This window comes from Mycoplasma sp. 480 (genome assembly GCF_051353065.1).
In the GTDB taxonomy this organism is placed as follows: domain Bacteria; phylum Bacillota_I; class Bacilli_A; order Mycoplasmatales; family Metamycoplasmataceae; genus Mesomycoplasma_A.
In genome coordinates this window covers 840,883-857,290 of record NZ_CP195722.1, presented here as the reverse complement: position 1 = coordinate 857,290, position 16,408 = coordinate 840,883, and the positions used below count along the sequence as shown (strand labels likewise).

The following is a 16,408-nucleotide window of genomic DNA, read 5'->3' as shown; positions in this document are numbered from 1 at the left end:
TATAATTTAAATAATAGAATAGCAAAGTAGGAAAAATGAAACCATTAATATCAGATATATTTAAAGATTTGTTCTTTTTGTCCAAAGACAACAAGAAAGACAATAAAATAAAAGAAATAATAATTCCAAGATTTCAAAGAAAATTTGTTTGAAACGAAAGAGAAGCAAGTAATTTTATTAAAAAATTTATTAATTTTTACAAAGAAGAAAATAATAACACAACTGAAAATAATGATTTATATTTTGGAACTTTTGTAGTTTTAAGGGAAAATCCACAAAAAGATAAAATAAATATCATTGATGGGCAACAAAGATTCTTGACTACTTTTATTTTTTTAAAATCTTTACATGATTTTTTCTTAGAAAAAGAAGATGAAATAAAAGTTAATTTATTAAAGGGAAAATGAGAAGAAAACAAAGTAGCCATTCAAAATAAAGTTTTAAAATTAGATATAAAATTTGAAAACAAAAATTCAAATTCCTTTTTTGATAAAATAAAAAAACCGGAAAATACATGAGATAGAATCACTACTTTAGCAAAAGAGTCACCAAGGGAATATGAACCATTTTACAGTATTTATAATTATTTTTTAAAACTTTTAAGAGAAGAATTTAAAGAAGAGAACAAACTTTATAATTTAATAGAAAAATTTCACAAAGCAAACCAAAATGACGAAAAAAATTTTAATATTGTTGTTTTAATAGTTGAAACCAAAGAAGAAGCAATTGAATGATATAGAGAACAAAATTATATTGGTATTAAGTTAAGGGATTATGAATTAATTAAAAATATTATTTACTCTAACCTTCCAGATAGTCAAATTTTTGAAGATATTTTTAATGATTCTAAAATAGATAATAATGTTTTAGATAGATTCTTTTATCTTTTTGTTAACCACTTAAATTTTGCAAATACAGAACATTATTCAGATTCAAAAGCAGATGAAAAATTCAATGTTTATGAAAAATTTGAAAGTTGATGAAGAGACAATAAACAAGATTACAAAACAAAAGAAAAAATGATCATTGATTATTATGAAAATTTCAAAACTTTAAGATTGATTTGAAATGATGAAAATATTGAAAGAAAATTAAGCACAGAAAAGACAAAAGATATAAAAATTGAATTATTTAAGTTAAAAACTCTTATAAATGAAAACAAAGGTTCTTTATTTTTTTGCTATCTAATTTTAATAGAAATTTGTGACAAAGATAAAGGTGATAAAGATAAATTACTAAACGCTATTAAATTTTTTAACAATTTAATTTCTAGAATTCAAATTTCTAATCTTTCAAGAAACATTAATTGAAAAACTTTATTTTTAAAATTTTATTGAGAAATTAAAAATAGTGGAGATTTTAATTCATTTAAATCAATTTTAAAAGATTATATAGAAGAAGCAAATAAAAAAGAAATTTTTAACATTGATGATGAAATTATAAAAAACTCCTTACTAAATCATTTTTTATACAATAAACAAAATAAAATTGCAGACTTTTTACTGTTTTATGATTTATCATTAGAAGACATTAATAAAAATTACCAAATTGAACACATTTTTGCACAAAATTTAAGTTCGGATAATGAAGGTTTGGAAAGTTCAGAAATCGAAAACATAAGAAGTAATTATTTACATACAATTGGTAATTTAACACTTCTTAATGATAAAACAAATGCTTCGTTAGGTAATTTAAATTTTAAAGAGAAAAAACAAAGTTATATTACTTCTGATTTTAAACTAAATAAATATTTTAAAGAAGTAGATATATGAAATCAAGAAGAAATAGAAAAAAGAACAATTTTTATTTTTGAAAAAAACTTTAAAAACAAATATAAATATTCTCAATTGATTGGTGGAGAAAAAGTTGAAGCAAGAAGTAAAAATATAGAAAATACGGAAAAAATACAGAAAAAAGTTATAGAGAATGATGATTTACCTTCAACTCATTCTTATACAAAATTAAAAAATAAAATTAGTTTAAATGACTTTTCAAAAACTAAATATATTGTTTTTGAAAATAAAACATATGACTTAACTAACAAAAAAGCGAAAGAAAATATTGAAAAAATTTATCAAGATATAGCAGATAATTATTTTGATTTAATTATCCAAAAACAAGAGTCGATTTTAAAATTAGGAAATTTTCTAAAAAACAAAGAACAAAAAACAAATTCCTACCAATATCATTTATTAAATAAAACCGGTTTATATTTCCATCTTCATGCTTCTAATGAAATTAAGATGATGTATCTTTTCAAATTTGCACAAATTTTAAATTTGGAAAACAAAATAAAATTTCTTGATGAGTTACCAAATAATGATTTAGAGATAAAAGAAAGCAAAGTGATATTAACTAATAAAATTAATAATAATTTTTCAATAATTAATAATTTAAATTTTAAAAGTGTTGAAAACAAAACGATAGAAAAAGACAAAATAAAATTTATTTACTTTAATAATGAATGTTTTGATATGCAAAAAAATAAATTTTATTTAGTGATTCACAAAATTTATAATTATTTATTTGAAAATTTTATTAATGAAATAAATAACAAACAAAAAGAGATTTCGCTTATTAAAAACTTTTCATTTGCAGAGAAAAAAGAAGGAAATAAATATAAATATTCTTCTGTTCCGGGAACAAATTTATTTATATCTTTAGAAGGCGATAAAGAAAGAAGAATGAAACAATTGTTTAAACTATTGCAAGTTCTAAATTTAGATAATTTACTAGAATTACAAATAGAAAAAGATGAAAAATTTGAAAAAATAGTATCTAAGCACATGTTTCATAATAAAAACAAACAAGAAAGTATTAATAAAGAATCTAAAGATGTCAAAACTTATGATAACTCTCATGAATTATTTATGATTAATGAAAACAATTTTAAAAAAATTAATAATGATCAAGTAAGAGATGATAAAGTAAAATACATTATTTTTAAAAATACAAAATTTATTTTTGAAAAGCATTTAAGCATTTTGCTTAATAAAATATATAAGAATATAACAGAAAACCACTTAGAATTAATAAACCAAAAACAAAATGAATGATTAAATTTAGCTAGTCTCTCTACAGATAAAGTTAAACACTCACAACCAAAACGACTCTATGCAAAATTAATTGACAATTTTTATATCTCTCATTCTTTTGATAATGTGACAAAAATTAAGTTATTATATAGATTTTGTAATATTTTAAATTTATCTAGTGAACTAAAAATATTTATAAAAAAATAAAATCAAAACAAAAAAGCAATAACATAAATTTAACATATTTCAATTATGTTAACGCTTACAGTTTTGATTTTTTATTTTCCTGAATTTGGGTTTATGGGTTGCAAAACTGAAGAAAAAAACAAGAATCAAAGTTCTTGTTTAATTATTCTTATAAATCGATATTTTTAACAAATTTAGCGTTTTCTTCAATAAATTCACGTCTTGGTCCAACTTCTTCTCCCATAAGTTGTTCAAATACTTGTGAAGCAATCATAGCATCTTTAATTTGCACTTGAAGCATTTTTCTTACAGCGGGATCCATGGTTGTTTCTCAAAGTTGTTGTGGATCCATTTCTCCAAGTCCTTTGTATCTTTGAATGGAGAATTTACTATCACCTATTCTTTGTAAAATTTCTTCTTTTTGAGCATCATTATAAGCGTATTCATCTTTTTTATTATAAGAAATTTTGTATAAAGGTGGCTGGGCTATGTAGATAAATCCATATTCAATTAATGGTCTAAAGTATCTATATAAGAAAGTTAAAAGAAGAGTTCTAATGTGAGCACCATCAACGTCGGCGTCGGTCATTATAACAATTTTGTGATATCTAAGTTTATTAATATTAAATTCTGGACCAATACCTGTTCCAAAAGCGGTAATTAAAGAAAGGATTTCTTCGTTTTTAAAGACTTTTTCATCACTTGTTTTTTGAGAGTTAATAACCTTTCCTCTTAAAGGTAAAATAGCTTGATAGTGACGATCTCTACCCATTTTAGCACTACCACCAGCAGAGTTTCCCTCCACGATGTAAAGTTCAGCAATTTCAGCATTTTTTGTTGAACAATCAGCTAATTTTCCAGGTAGCGATCCAACTTCAAAAGGATTTTTTCTCTTTGTTGCTTCTCTTGCAGAAGCAGCAGCTTTTCTAGCTTTTTGAGCAAGTAAATTTCTTTCAATGATTTTTCTTGCTTCTCCTGGATTTTCATTTAAGTATCTTTCAAAAACTTCAGAAAAGATTTTATTTACAGCGGGTCTTACGTCTTTATTAATCAATTTACCTTTAGTTTGTCCTTCAAACATAGGATCGCTATGTTTGATGGAAATTACAACAAACATACCTTCTCTTAAGTCTTCTCTTGAAAATTTATCTGCTTCAGATTTTAAAAATTTATTTTCAATTGCATAATTATTTAAAATTCTAGATAAAGAGTCAAATAAACCGGTTTCATGAGTTCCACCTTCTTTGTTATAGATGTTATTGGCATATGTTAAGATTTCTTCTCTATCTTCAGTTACATATTGTAGTGCTACTTCTACATTTATGTCTGTTGATTTTTCTTCGCCTAAATTAAAAATACCTTCAGCATAAATGGATTTTTCTGTAACTTTTTCATATCCTTTAGTTAATTCAGAAATGTAGTCAATAATTCCACCTTCAAAGTGAAATTCCTTTTTAATATTCACTCTTTCGTCTTGAACAATAAATTTTAAACCTTTTGTTAGGTAGGCAGTTTGTTTGATTCTATCAATAACTGTTTCTAGTTTGAATTCATGTTGTTCCATGATTTCAAAATCTGGTTTAAACATAATGGTGGTTCCTGTTTCATCACCACATTCACCAACCACTTTTAAGTCATCAACTTTTTTTCCACCATTTACAAATTCTTGGAAATAAACTTTATGGTCCCTTTTAATTCAAACTTTTAAATTAGAACTTAAAGCATTAACTACAGAAGCGCCAACACCGTGTAAACCACCAGAAACTTTATAAGCACTACTATCGAATTTACCACCAGCGTGAAGAACTGTTAAAACTACTTCTGCAGCAGAAACTCCGTGTTTTGGATGGATATCCACAGGGATTCCTCTACCATTATCACTAACTTTAACATATCCATCTTTAGTTAAAGTTACTTCGATTGTGTTGGCAAATCCAGCAAGTGATTCATCAACTGCATTATCTACTATTTCTCAAATTAAATGGTGTAAAGCAATTATTCCAGTTCCGCCAACATACATTCCAGGACGCTTTCTAACAGCTTCTAATCCTTCAAGAGATTGAATACTACTTGCTCCATACTCTTTACTCATAACTACCTCTTTCTTTTTGTCTTATAATTTATTATTAAATTATACTCTTTTTAATCGTTTTTAGAATAAAAAAATCAATGGAAAACCATTGATTAATTTGAATTAGTTTATTTTTTGTGGTTTTTTGCAAATGATGCCATTCTGTTGAATCTTTCAATTCTTCCTGTTGCTCTTGCAAGAGATTTATCTCCAGTAAAGAATGAGTGGCATCCAGAACATACATCAACAGAAATTTTATTTACTGTTGAACCAAAAGTAAATTCAGTTGAACAAGTTGAACATACTGCTTTTACAGTTTGATATGTAGGATGGATATCTTTTTTCATATTTCCTTTCACATAGGAACTTTGTTCCCATATTTTCGTATTCTAATTTTGTTTAAATATATTAAATTAGTATTATAATAATAACATAAATTTTATTAATTAAGGTAAAATTTTAAAAAAAACGAGGAAATATGCACGATTATAAGAGTAACTTTACCAATGCAATGGATTATGGTTATCAAAAGACTAAACTTGTGTGATGAAAAATCTTTTTAATGGGGATTTTAGCATCAGTTTATGTTGCAATAGCTTATGTAGCTTATGTTTATATTTTGTCATGATATGGTAATGATGAATTAAAACAAACAGGTGAATTTCACTTATCTGGCCCAGCTTTATTTGTTGCTTCATTAATTTTCCCAGTTGGTTTGATGATGATTACAATTCTTGGTGGTTCGCTTTTCACTTCAGATACATTAGCAATGCTTGCTGTATTTGATAAAAAAGCACGTTTATACAAGGTTTTTAGAAATTTAGGAATTGTTTTTCTTGGAAATTTAGTTGGAGCTTTAATTTCTGCAGCAATTTTAAGAGGTGCTGCAGCTTTCAAAGCAGAACAACTAAGAGTTATAGAATATTTAATAACTAAAAAAGTTTCAAGTTATTGATGAGAAATTCTGTTTTCTTCAATGTTTTCAAACTTAATTGTTGCTGGAACTGTTTGATCAACTTTAGCAACAAGAGGGGCAATTGGAAAAATTTTCATAATTTTCTTCTTTATTTGATTATTTACAATAACAGGATTTCACCATGTTATTGCTAACTTAATTATTTTTTCATTTGGGTGATTATTTAGCGATATTGAATATGTTCAATATTTTAAAAATGGAAATGAACAAGTTATTTTAGATTGAGCTCATAATGCTATAAATAACGGAGTTATTACAAAAGATTATGTCTTAGCCCACATTATAAATGTTAATGCAGATGGTGTAAAAGGATTTAAAGATACTTTATATAACATAATTAATATAAATTCAGCTCATAAATTATCAGCTTACAATATTGATTGAACACTAAAAGCTTTCTTTGTAAATGCATTACCTGCTTTAGTAGGTAACTGATTCTCTGGAGCAATTATTTTACCTGTATCTTATTGAGCTATTGTTAAATTTAAAGCAGGTAAATACGGAACAATTGATACAGAAATTATTATTGAAGATGAAATTAGAGAAGTTATTAAGAACACAGATGTTGATAATCTTCATGAAGCTGAAAAAATTGCTTATGTTAATCTAAAAAGAAAACAAAAAGAAGAAATTAAAGAAGAATTAAAAAGAGAAGTTTGATTCGATAAATGATTTAGAAAATTTAAAAACAAAAAAAATAACAAAGATAAAAAATAACGACTATAAAAATAAAGTAGGTAAAATTTACCTACTATTTTTTATAAATACACTGGTTTTTCCTTTATAAAAGTAAAATTATAGTTGTAAAGTTATTTTGCTTTCTTCAAGTTTTCTTGTTTTTACAAAAGAATCTTTAAATATTTTTCTTGCAATTCAAGCATCTTCAGTATCATGATATTTATCTTGAAAATAAACAACTTCTTTTATTCCTGATTGTACTATTGTTTTTGCACAATTAGAGCAAGGGAATAAGGAAGTATATAAAATAGAATTTTCTAAAGAAGTAATTGAATTTAAAATCGCATTAATTTCTGCATGTACTACATATGCATATTTAGTTTCTTTAGCGTTTTCACCTTCTCTTTGTCAAGGGAAGTCATCGTCATTTCCAGAAGGCATTCCATTATAACCTAATCCTATAACTCTTTTTCTTTGATTTATAATACAAGCTCCAACTTTAGTATTTGGATCTTTTGAACGTAAAGCACTCAATTTTGTTAATGCCATAAAATATTGATCTCAATTTATTATTTTTTCCATAGTTTATATTATATAGGAAAATAACAAAAAATTAAGAACGGCTCACCCTTCTTAACATATTAACCTATGAAATAATGCTTTCTGCATCGGAAATATTATCGTACTGAAACATTTAGTTTCGATAATCCTTCATATCAATGAAGAATTATTAACATTATAGCATATTTTTGTTATAAGTCAATAATTTTATAAATAAGTATTTTATTGATTATTATTTGGAATTTGAGTTTTAATGAATTCTAAATGTTTTTTAACTGCTAATAAAAAATCATTTGTTTCTTCTTGTTGTTCTGGTCCTTTAACTGTGTTTTTTAAGTGTTCAAATGTATATTGTAATCTATTAAAATTTTCTTTACTTGGATTATTAAAGAAAGTTTCGGTTCGATCTGTATATTCTTCATAAAAATTGTTGGAATATCTAATTTGATTTGTATTATCAGGTTGGAAAAAACTTAAATTAGAAAAAATATTTGAAAATGTTCAGATAGATAATAAAGAAATAAAAAGTGAGAAAAATATTTTTTTATTAGGTAAAAAAGGTATTAAAGTAGAAACAACAAAAATCTGAAATATAACTATATGAAAAATTAAATTTTTAATATTATTATTCTTTTTAGATTCATGATTTAAACTATCAATTAATTTATTAAAAGTTTCAGTAACTTCTTTCAAAGAACTTTTTGCTTTATTACTAGTATCTTGATCAGAAGAAAATTCTGATAAATTGAAATAATTTTTAAAATTTTTATATAAATCATTTTTTCTATATTTTTCCTTTGTATTTGAAAAAATATCTTCATATTTTAAACTCAGAATATCTTCTTTTAATTTTAGTAACTCATTTTTTCCTTCATTTGTTAAATTATTAATAAATTTTTTTATATTTTTTTCATTTTTTAATTCTGGAATAATATTTAATTTGTATTCTATTTTAGGTGTTGATTTTGAATTAATAGTAAAATTTCAAATCATTGTATTTTATTAATTTTCCTTGGTAAATACATAAAATAGAAAATCTGTTTTTCTTTTTTCTCTATCCATTCCTACGTGAATTTGAAGATGTTTTTTAAATAAATTATCTAAATATACAAGCAACAGAAGAATAACGGCTAAAGAAAATAAAATAATTGCTACATTAGAACTTTTTAAATAAATATTTGCAAAGTTAAGAGCACTTGCACTTAAAAATAAAAGAATAATACATAAAAAATTTACTATCATTATTTTTTTAAAATTTCTAATTTGTTTTTCAGTCATTATTTTAGAATTTTCCATTCTTTCTTTATTAGTAAAGCAAATATAAAGTTCTCAAAGTTTTGCTTCTTTTGGAGGATTATTTTTACTAAAATAATTTTTTGAAATAAGTAACAAACTTCCTATAATAAAACCCCCAATCACTAATGATATTGTTAAGTAAAAATTAAATCTTTGTAAATCAAAAAATAAATTATAAACCGAAAATCCAATTATTAATACTATAATAAAACTAAAAAATAAAACATTCAAAAAAAGAAAGAAAATCTTTATAAATTTTAAATTTTTGTTAGTAGTTTCCATAATGTGAACCGTGACCATAAAATTTTCTTTCTATTTTATTTAAATTTTTGTTAATAGCATTAATAAAGTCATTTAATTCTTCATTATCTGCACCACTTTTTTGTATAAATTCTTGATTCCATAGTCTTTGAAAAATTTTTCTAAGTTCTATTAAATTTTCTTTTGAAGGATCAGCAAAGTACACCAATCTTTGTTGTGTATAATTTTCTAAAAATTCTTTAATATATGAAGACATATAAGTATAATCTTTCTCTGTTAAAGTAGATCCAGCTATAGAAGTTCCTACTGAAGCAGCGAGAAGAGTTCTTGAAACAACACCGGAAACAGCAGCACTTGCACCAAAAGTAAAAGGTATTGCAGTTATACCAAGAAGACCTATAAATACTTGAGAACCAATTATTCAACCTTTTTTTGTTACATAGTCATTTCTATCATTAGAAATTCTATTTTTATAAGATTCATATGTTTTTTTTAGTTCCTCAAATGTGGTTTCTTCATAAGTTAAGGAACTTCTGTCAGAAATAAAATATTCTTTTGTTTTTAAAGAAGATTTTATTTCATTGTAAAAAATGCTTTTTTTATATTCTTCTTTAATTCTTTCAAAACTTCTTTTAGGAAATTTTAAGCCTGAAAGTTTGTAAAAATCCTCATAATTTAAATTTAACACTTTTTCTGCTAATTTTAAAAGTCTTATTTTATGTTTTTCTGATAAAGAATTTATCATTTCTTTATAGACGAATTTATTTTTACTTTCATTTTTATAATTTAAATTTTGTATATGTTGAACATTGATTTCCATGTTTTCTCCTTTTAATTTTTTAATTTTGTTTTTAATAGATCTAAAACTAATGTATAAAAATTAAATACTATATATAAAGATAAAACCTCATTTTTATAATATTTTTCTATTTTTACTTTGTGAAAAGAATCAGAAATAAAATTTTGAAATAACTCCAATTTATTTTTAATATTTTTATCTTGTTTATTTAAGAAGAAATTTAATCCATAATTTTGCTCTATGTTTTCTAATTTATTTTTAGTTAAGAAAACAGAAAAGAAAGAATCTCTTAATTCAAAAATAACTTCAATTTTTTCAAAAAACTTTCTTTTTCTTTTAATTAAATATATTAAAAATTTTTTTAAATTTGGAAAATTATTAATTTCTATTTTAAACTTTTCAAAATTCTTAAGTATTTTTTCATAATTTTTATAAAAATTCATTTTAGAACCAAGTAATTGAAAATATAAATCACTTATTATATTATCTTTAAAATATTTTCACAATTCTAAATTGCAAGTTTTTTTCATAAAATTAAAGTTTTGTTCTATTAATTTTAGTGATAATAACAATTTTTTTCTAAAATATATATTTTTTTCATATAAATAAGTTAATTTAAAGATTTGTGAAAGTTTTGAAGCAAATCTATATTTTTCATTTGTGTAATAAAAATTTAATATTGGATGTTTTTTATAATAAATTGGTTTTATTTCTTTAGACAAAATTATTTCCAATTTTATTTTGCTAAATTTTTTTTAATTAAGTAAGATTTATAAACTTCGTTATTTATATATGATTTTTCTATGTTAAGTGTCTCTTCTATTTTTTCTCAATCTGTATTTTTTTCTTTAAGATTTTGATTATTTTTAGGAAATAAAATATCTAAATCATTAGGTTTAACATCTATAAAACCATCTAAGTAAAAGCTGAAACTCCCTTGGATTATAAAAGGGATATCGACTTTTAAAATAGATTTTAATAGTAAATTAATTATTTTTAAATTATCTTTTATAAGAAAATTATTTTTTATAAACATAAAATAAAATATCACTTCACTTTATTTTTCTCCCCATTCCTACATGGATTTGTAAATATCTATTTAAAAAAAATATAATATATAAAATTAACATAAAAGAAATGAAAGTTAATACTTGAGTTAGACTAAGAAAAATAAAATTTTCAAAATTTCAAATATTTACTTTGAAACAAATATTGAAAATAATTAATAGAGTAAAAGAAATGTATAAAAATGTTATGATAAATTTAATTATTTTTAGTTTTTCTTGACTGATTTTCTTCGTAGATTTAACTCTATCATAATTAGGAATACAAAAATAAAATTCTCAAATTTTTACGTCTGTTTCATAATTAAATTTTTTATTTTTTTTAGTTATAATATTTAAAATTACTATTGGAATGGGTATTAATTTAGATAAAATTTTATAGTACCATAAATCATTTTTTACAAAAATTAAATTTTGTATAATAAATCATAAAAATAAAATTAACAAACTTAATATAAAAGTAATATGAAAAAAAATAAAAACATTTTTTAAAATAACATATTCTTTTTTTGTTATTTTAATAATTTCCATAATAATTAGAATAACCAACTAAAATATCTTTTAATCTCATTAAATCTTTGTGCAAAAATTCTAGAAAATTATTTAATTCTGTGTTTGAATCGTTTCTATATTTTACAAAATCTTTTTCTAAAAATTGATTATAATAACGGAATAATCTATCTCAGTTTGCTTGAGTTTGATGGTTTAAAAATACAAGTCTTCCATCTGTATGCTCTTCAATTAAATTATTTAAATATTTTAAATTTCTTCCGTTTTCATTTTCACCTTGTGCTAAATTAGCAATTAAAGTTCCTAAAGAAACAAAAGATAAAACTCCACTAATTACTGGAGACAAAAATGAAACAGCTCCAATTCAAGTAGCCTTATCACTAATATTTTCTAATGTTTTTTTTCTATTTTCTAAACTATTAGAGTCTTGTTTAAGTTTTTTGCTATAAATATTGTACATATTTTGTAATTCTTCAAATGTTGTAGCTTCATCTGAAATTCTACTTCTTGTAGAAATAAAATATTCTCTTGTTTTTAAGGAAGATTTAATTTCATTATAAAAAATATTTTTTTTATATTCTTCTTTAACTCTTTCAAAACTTCTTTTTGGAAATTTTATAAAAGACAATTTATAAAAATCTTCATATTTTAAGTTAAGTACTTTGTCAGCAAGTTTTAAAATCCTAACTTTAGTTTTTTCTGGCAAGTTTAGTAATATATTTTTATAATCAATACTTTTAATTTTATGTGTATTTTCAAAATTATTTTTATTAATTTCTGATATATTTTTATTAATTTCAATGTTAAAATTCATAATTCTCCTTATTAATATTTTCCAAAATTTCTTTGGAATACAATTATATTACTAAAAATAAAAATATTCATAAAAATCCAAATTTTTTTTGAAAACTTGAATTTTTTTATTATTTTTTAATAAATTTATCAATTTCTATATTAATTTAGAAAAAATAAATGATTATTTTTGCTTGTTAATCTTATTATTTATTAAGTTTATATTTTCTATTTTTATTTTCTCCAATAGATATTAACTTATTATTTTTAACCATATTTAAAAGTATTTTTCTAACTCTTGAAGATTTAATATTTAAAAGTTTTTCTATATCTTTAGATTTAAATTCTTCTTGTTGTTTTGCAAAATTTAAAACAATAAGTTCCTGATCTAAATTTTTATTTTCTTTATTAGCATCATTTTTAACATTCTTAAGATCTTTATTATGCTTTTTATTTTTTAGTTTATATTTCCTGTTTTTATTTTCTCCAACAGATTCTAATTTATGACTGTTAATCATATTTAAAAGTATTTTTCTAACTCTTGAAGATTTAATATTTAAAAGTTTTTCTATATCTTTAGATTTAAATTCTTCTTGTTGTTTTGCAAAATTTAAAACAATAAGTTCCTGAATTTTATCGCCACTCTGACCATTTATCGCCACTTTATCATTATTTTTATCGCCACTCTGACCATTTATCGCCACTTTATCATTACTTTTATCGCCACTATACCCGTTTATCGCCACTTTATCATCATTTTTATCGCCACTTTGCTCATTTATCGCCACTTTATCATCATTTTTATCGCCACTTTGCTCATTTATCGCCACTTTATTTTGTGTATTATAGTTTAAATTTTTTAACACAATAAAGAAAGAACTAGTATTAGAAATAAATTGTGGAATTAATTTTTCGTTGTAATTTTCTTGCTTTTTGTAACTTTCTATAATTTTCTTTAGTCCGCTTCCGCGTCTTTCCATTAAATTAAGTCTGCTGAAGACATCAGCAATAATAGGGTTTCTTCTTTTTGAAGCAATTTGATAAATATTTTGTTCTTGAATTAAAGAACCATCGGACATCCCACCAGGAGAATAAATTTCTAATCTATCATCATAGATATCAATGTGAATTTCTGAACCTTTTTCTGTATAATCCCTGTGAATTAAGGCATTTACAATACTTTCTCTTATAGCGATTTCTGGATAATCTGGATATTCAATTCTACTTACATCAGTTTTCTTTCACATTTTTTTATAATTAGAATTAATGAATTCTTCAGCACTTTGCAGTAAATACAAGATTGAACCTTGAAATTCTTTATCATCTAAGGCTTCAAGGCGACTATTTGCTTTATCTAAACCATTTCATCTAGTTGCAAAAACTCTTGATTGATAGACAAAATAATCATCTGCAAGCAAGGCACCAGCAAATGTTAAATTGCCCTTTTCGTTTATTAATGAAAAAGATAATAAATCACTATCATTTAAATTTTGTCCTGTTTTTTGAAAATAAACAGCTTTTAGTTTGCTAAAAGAAGCATTTTCGCTTTTTATATTACTATCAATACTATCAAAAGTTTTATTGCTTCCTTTTAAAACAAGATTTTTCATTTGTGAATAATTTGCAGAAACACTTTGATTTCCAATTCTTACAAATATTTTTCTATTTCCATTATCTATTATGTAGTAAGGTGTTTCGTTTCCTGGAGAAACTGTCAATATTATAAAATCTTTATTTTCATATTTTTGTATAGTTAGTTCTATATCAGGAATTGGATCTAATTTGGTTTTAATTATTTCACTAATTTTTTCAGAATCTTTTTTAGCATTAACTAAACCCACAAATTGATCATTATCATCAATACCAAAAATGATTTTTCCGCCTTTTGTGTTGGCAAAAGCAACAACAGTTTTTAATCAATTAGTAACTTTTTTTTCTTCTAACATTACTTTTTTTTCACAAAAACTTGTTTCACCAATATATTTTTTCAAATCCATTTCATTTCCTTTTTATTAAATATGTATATTAAAATTATACAATTTTTGTTTTAATAAAGTGGAAGAATTTAAGATTTTATAATAGAACTATTTTGTGTTTATATTTATTTAATTTTATATTGTTTTTCTTGAATAATTAAATAAAAAAGCATATTTTAAATAATTAAAATTACTTAAATTTTTAGCTTCTTTTTTCTTATTTATAGGACCAAGATCTCCATTAATTTCTTTATATCTTTTTGCTATTTCGATTAATTCTTCTCTTGTAAAATCATCTCAGGTAATTTGTCTAGGTTTCTTAATTTTTTTGGTACCTTGTTTTCTCTTGGAAGTTCTTTTTGTTGACAATTCTAATCTCATATTTAAATTATATAATACTTAATTATTATCTTTTTCAATATAAAATATTAATCAAAATGTCCCTAGGATTTTACTAATCAAAATGTCCCTCTTAGTAATATATAATAATAATTAAAATATTTACTTGAGGAGATAGAAATGAAACACACAAAAATCAGAACAACCAAATGACAAAAAAAGAGACTAAAAGAACTAACTTTTATTAGAAATAACATAGAAAAAACAAATAAAGAATTAGCTAATTTATTAAATATTTCAGTTAAAACCGTCATAAGACTTAAAAAATTAATTAAGGAAAATGTCGGAAAATCCATTTATGTAGAACATAAAAATACCGGAAATGATTATTCTAAAAAATATAAAGATGCTTTTTTTGATCAATTTATTACTAATTATAATGATGAATTTAAAAACACAATAAATGAAAGTGCAGTCACTCTTGGAATACCAATTAAATACTTTTATGAAGAAGAAATAGAAAATATGAAAGAAAAACCTTCTTATTCTACAGTAATAAGAAGAACAAACCAACAATGTTTAATAACTCCTTACACAAAAAAGAAAACTAAGGCGGAAATTAAAAAAAGAATTAGTGGAATTGAAAGTGGCAAAATAAAAGTAAAAATTTCTGATAATATCTTTGCAATTGCTAAAGAAAATCAATTAAGAGATGAAAATAATAACAGAAAAATTGTAAGTAAAAATGCTTTAGAATTTGGCGAAATTGTCGAAATTGATGCTTGTTATGAATATTTTATTAAATCAATTAATAAAAAGATTTTTATTTATCATGCAATCGATGCAAGTTCAGGAAAACTCCTTGCTTTTTATGCTGATACACAAGAAACAAATAAAGGTTATATGAAATTACTTGAAATGCTTTTTGAAAAATATGGTTTTCCAAAACAAATTATTAGCGATAGAAGAACAACCTTTTTTAACTATGTAAATCCTGAAACTAATATGGTTCAAGAATTGAAAAATAGAGGTATACAGGTGTTTTCGAGCAGTATTGCTACTCATAAACCTAATGTAGAAAGATCTTTTAAAAGTTCACAACAATTTTATCCTTTATATTTTTTTAAAAAAAAATTTAAATCTATAGAAGATTTAAATCAAAATCACAATGATATTATAAACTCTTATAATGATAAATTCAAGAAAAAAGAAACAAAAAATAATGTTTTTACAAAAGCAGAGTCAGATCAAATAAAAATTTATCTTCCGATAAAAAGAAAATTCACAGCAAATTGTTTTAGAATTGATAATAAATATTACAAATTAGATAGAAATACTTTTGAAAAAACATTTGGAGTTCCTAATACTGAATTTATTGCTGTTTTAGATAGTGATTTAAATATAAAAATTAAAATTGGAAATGAAATTTGAACTACAAGAGAGATAGACGAAGAATTTAGTAGAGAGAACAAAAAAGAATATAATTTTGAACTTTTAGAAAAGAAAGAAATAGAAAAAATATTAAAAGAAACAAAAACTCGCGGACAAAGTTTTTATAAAATGATCGATAAAAAAATTTCAACAAATAAAGATAAATTTGATTATGAAGAATTTGAATTAATAAAAAATTTTATAGTTTTAAACCAAAAAATTTTAAACAAAATGGAAGAGTTGTATGAGAACAATTCTAAAGACACAAGATAAGACGACAAAGTCGGCTTAATCTTGTTAGTGTGCCTTTGGGCTCTTTTTGGCGAAAAAGAGCGCCCCCCTTAATTGCAATTAAGGGGCGGGGGGATTAAAAAATCAGCCCTTTGGGGGCTGTAATTAACAAAAAATTAATGTGAAATTTAATTTTTTGATA

General features: G+C 23.0%; 14 protein-coding genes. 3 read left to right on the top strand and 11 right to left on the bottom strand.

Annotation, left to right across the window (positions count from 1 at the left end; translation table 4 throughout):
* Positions 1-35 precede the first annotated feature (35 nt).
* Complete coding sequence (locus tag ACR34G_RS03605; protein WP_436358609.1) at positions 36-3,242, top strand: DUF262 domain-containing HNH endonuclease family protein; 3,207 nt, start codon at positions 36-38, stop codon at positions 3,240-3,242.
* Between the two features lie 148 nt (positions 3,243-3,390).
* Here ACR34G_RS03605 and gyrB read toward each other — a convergent pair whose 3' ends face one another.
* Positions 3,391-5,313 carry a DNA topoisomerase (ATP-hydrolyzing) subunit B gene (gene gyrB / locus ACR34G_RS03600; RefSeq protein WP_436358608.1) on the bottom strand — a complete coding sequence of 641 codons (1,923 nt, stop codon included), beginning with the start codon at positions 5,311-5,313 and terminating at the stop codon, positions 3,391-3,393.
* A gap of 107 nt (positions 5,314-5,420) precedes the next feature.
* The gene (rpmE, locus tag ACR34G_RS03595) at positions 5,421-5,639 is read right to left on the bottom strand and encodes a 50S ribosomal protein L31 (RefSeq protein WP_436358606.1); all 219 of its coding nucleotides are present in this window, start codon (positions 5,637-5,639) and stop codon (positions 5,421-5,423) included.
* Between the two features lie 131 nt (positions 5,640-5,770).
* Between rpmE and ACR34G_RS03590 the strand changes: the two genes are divergently transcribed.
* Positions 5,771-6,985, top strand: coding sequence for a formate/nitrite transporter family protein (locus ACR34G_RS03590; protein ID WP_436358605.1), 1,215 nt, complete (start codon positions 5,771-5,773; stop codon positions 6,983-6,985).
* A 78-nt stretch (positions 6,986-7,063) separates the two neighbouring features.
* Here the strand turns inward: ACR34G_RS03590 and ACR34G_RS03585 are convergent, their stop codons facing one another.
* The 9 genes from ACR34G_RS03585 to ACR34G_RS03545 form a co-directional block, all read right to left on the bottom strand.
* Positions 7,064-7,495, bottom strand: a complete 432-nt coding sequence (locus tag ACR34G_RS03585) for a deoxycytidylate deaminase (RefSeq protein ID WP_436358604.1) — start codon at positions 7,493-7,495, stop codon at positions 7,064-7,066.
* 234 nt (positions 7,496-7,729) lie between these two features.
* Entirely contained in the window at positions 7,730-8,500 is a 771-nt protein-coding gene (locus ACR34G_RS03580; RefSeq protein WP_436358603.1) for a hypothetical protein, read from the bottom strand.
* Positions 8,501-8,509: 9 nt separating this feature from the next.
* A complete protein-coding gene (locus tag ACR34G_RS03575) occupies positions 8,510-8,899 on the bottom strand; it encodes a hypothetical protein (RefSeq protein ID WP_436358602.1) in 390 nt (129 codons plus the stop codon).
* A gap of 172 nt (positions 8,900-9,071) precedes the next feature.
* Positions 9,072-9,884, bottom strand: a complete 813-nt coding sequence (locus ACR34G_RS03570; RefSeq protein ID WP_436358600.1) for a hypothetical protein — start codon at positions 9,882-9,884, stop codon at positions 9,072-9,074.
* An 11-nt stretch (positions 9,885-9,895) separates the two neighbouring features.
* Entirely contained in the window at positions 9,896-10,585 is a 690-nt protein-coding gene (locus ACR34G_RS03565; RefSeq protein WP_436358598.1) for a hypothetical protein, read from the bottom strand.
* 14 nt (positions 10,586-10,599) lie between these two features.
* Positions 10,600-10,899, bottom strand: a complete 300-nt coding sequence (locus tag ACR34G_RS03560; RefSeq protein WP_436358597.1) for a hypothetical protein — start codon at positions 10,897-10,899, stop codon at positions 10,600-10,602.
* A 545-nt stretch (positions 10,900-11,444) separates the two neighbouring features.
* Entirely contained in the window at positions 11,445-12,251 is an 807-nt protein-coding gene (locus ACR34G_RS03555) for a hypothetical protein (protein ID WP_436358596.1), read from the bottom strand.
* Between the two features lie 184 nt (positions 12,252-12,435).
* On the bottom strand, positions 12,436-14,226 hold the full coding sequence (locus tag ACR34G_RS03550; protein ID WP_436358595.1) for an ATP-binding protein: 1,791 nt from the start codon (positions 14,224-14,226) through the stop codon (positions 12,436-12,438).
* A gap of 114 nt (positions 14,227-14,340) precedes the next feature.
* Positions 14,341-14,586: a hypothetical protein gene (locus ACR34G_RS03545; RefSeq protein ID WP_436358594.1), complete on the bottom strand. Its 246-nt coding sequence runs from the start codon at positions 14,584-14,586 to the stop codon at positions 14,341-14,343.
* 138 nt (positions 14,587-14,724) lie between these two features.
* Between ACR34G_RS03545 and ACR34G_RS03540 the strand changes: the two genes are divergently transcribed.
* Positions 14,725-16,248 carry a hypothetical protein gene (locus ACR34G_RS03540; RefSeq protein ID WP_436358593.1) on the top strand — a complete coding sequence of 508 codons (1,524 nt, stop codon included), beginning with the start codon at positions 14,725-14,727 and terminating at the stop codon, positions 16,246-16,248.
* The last annotated feature ends 160 nt before the right edge of the window (positions 16,249-16,408 follow it).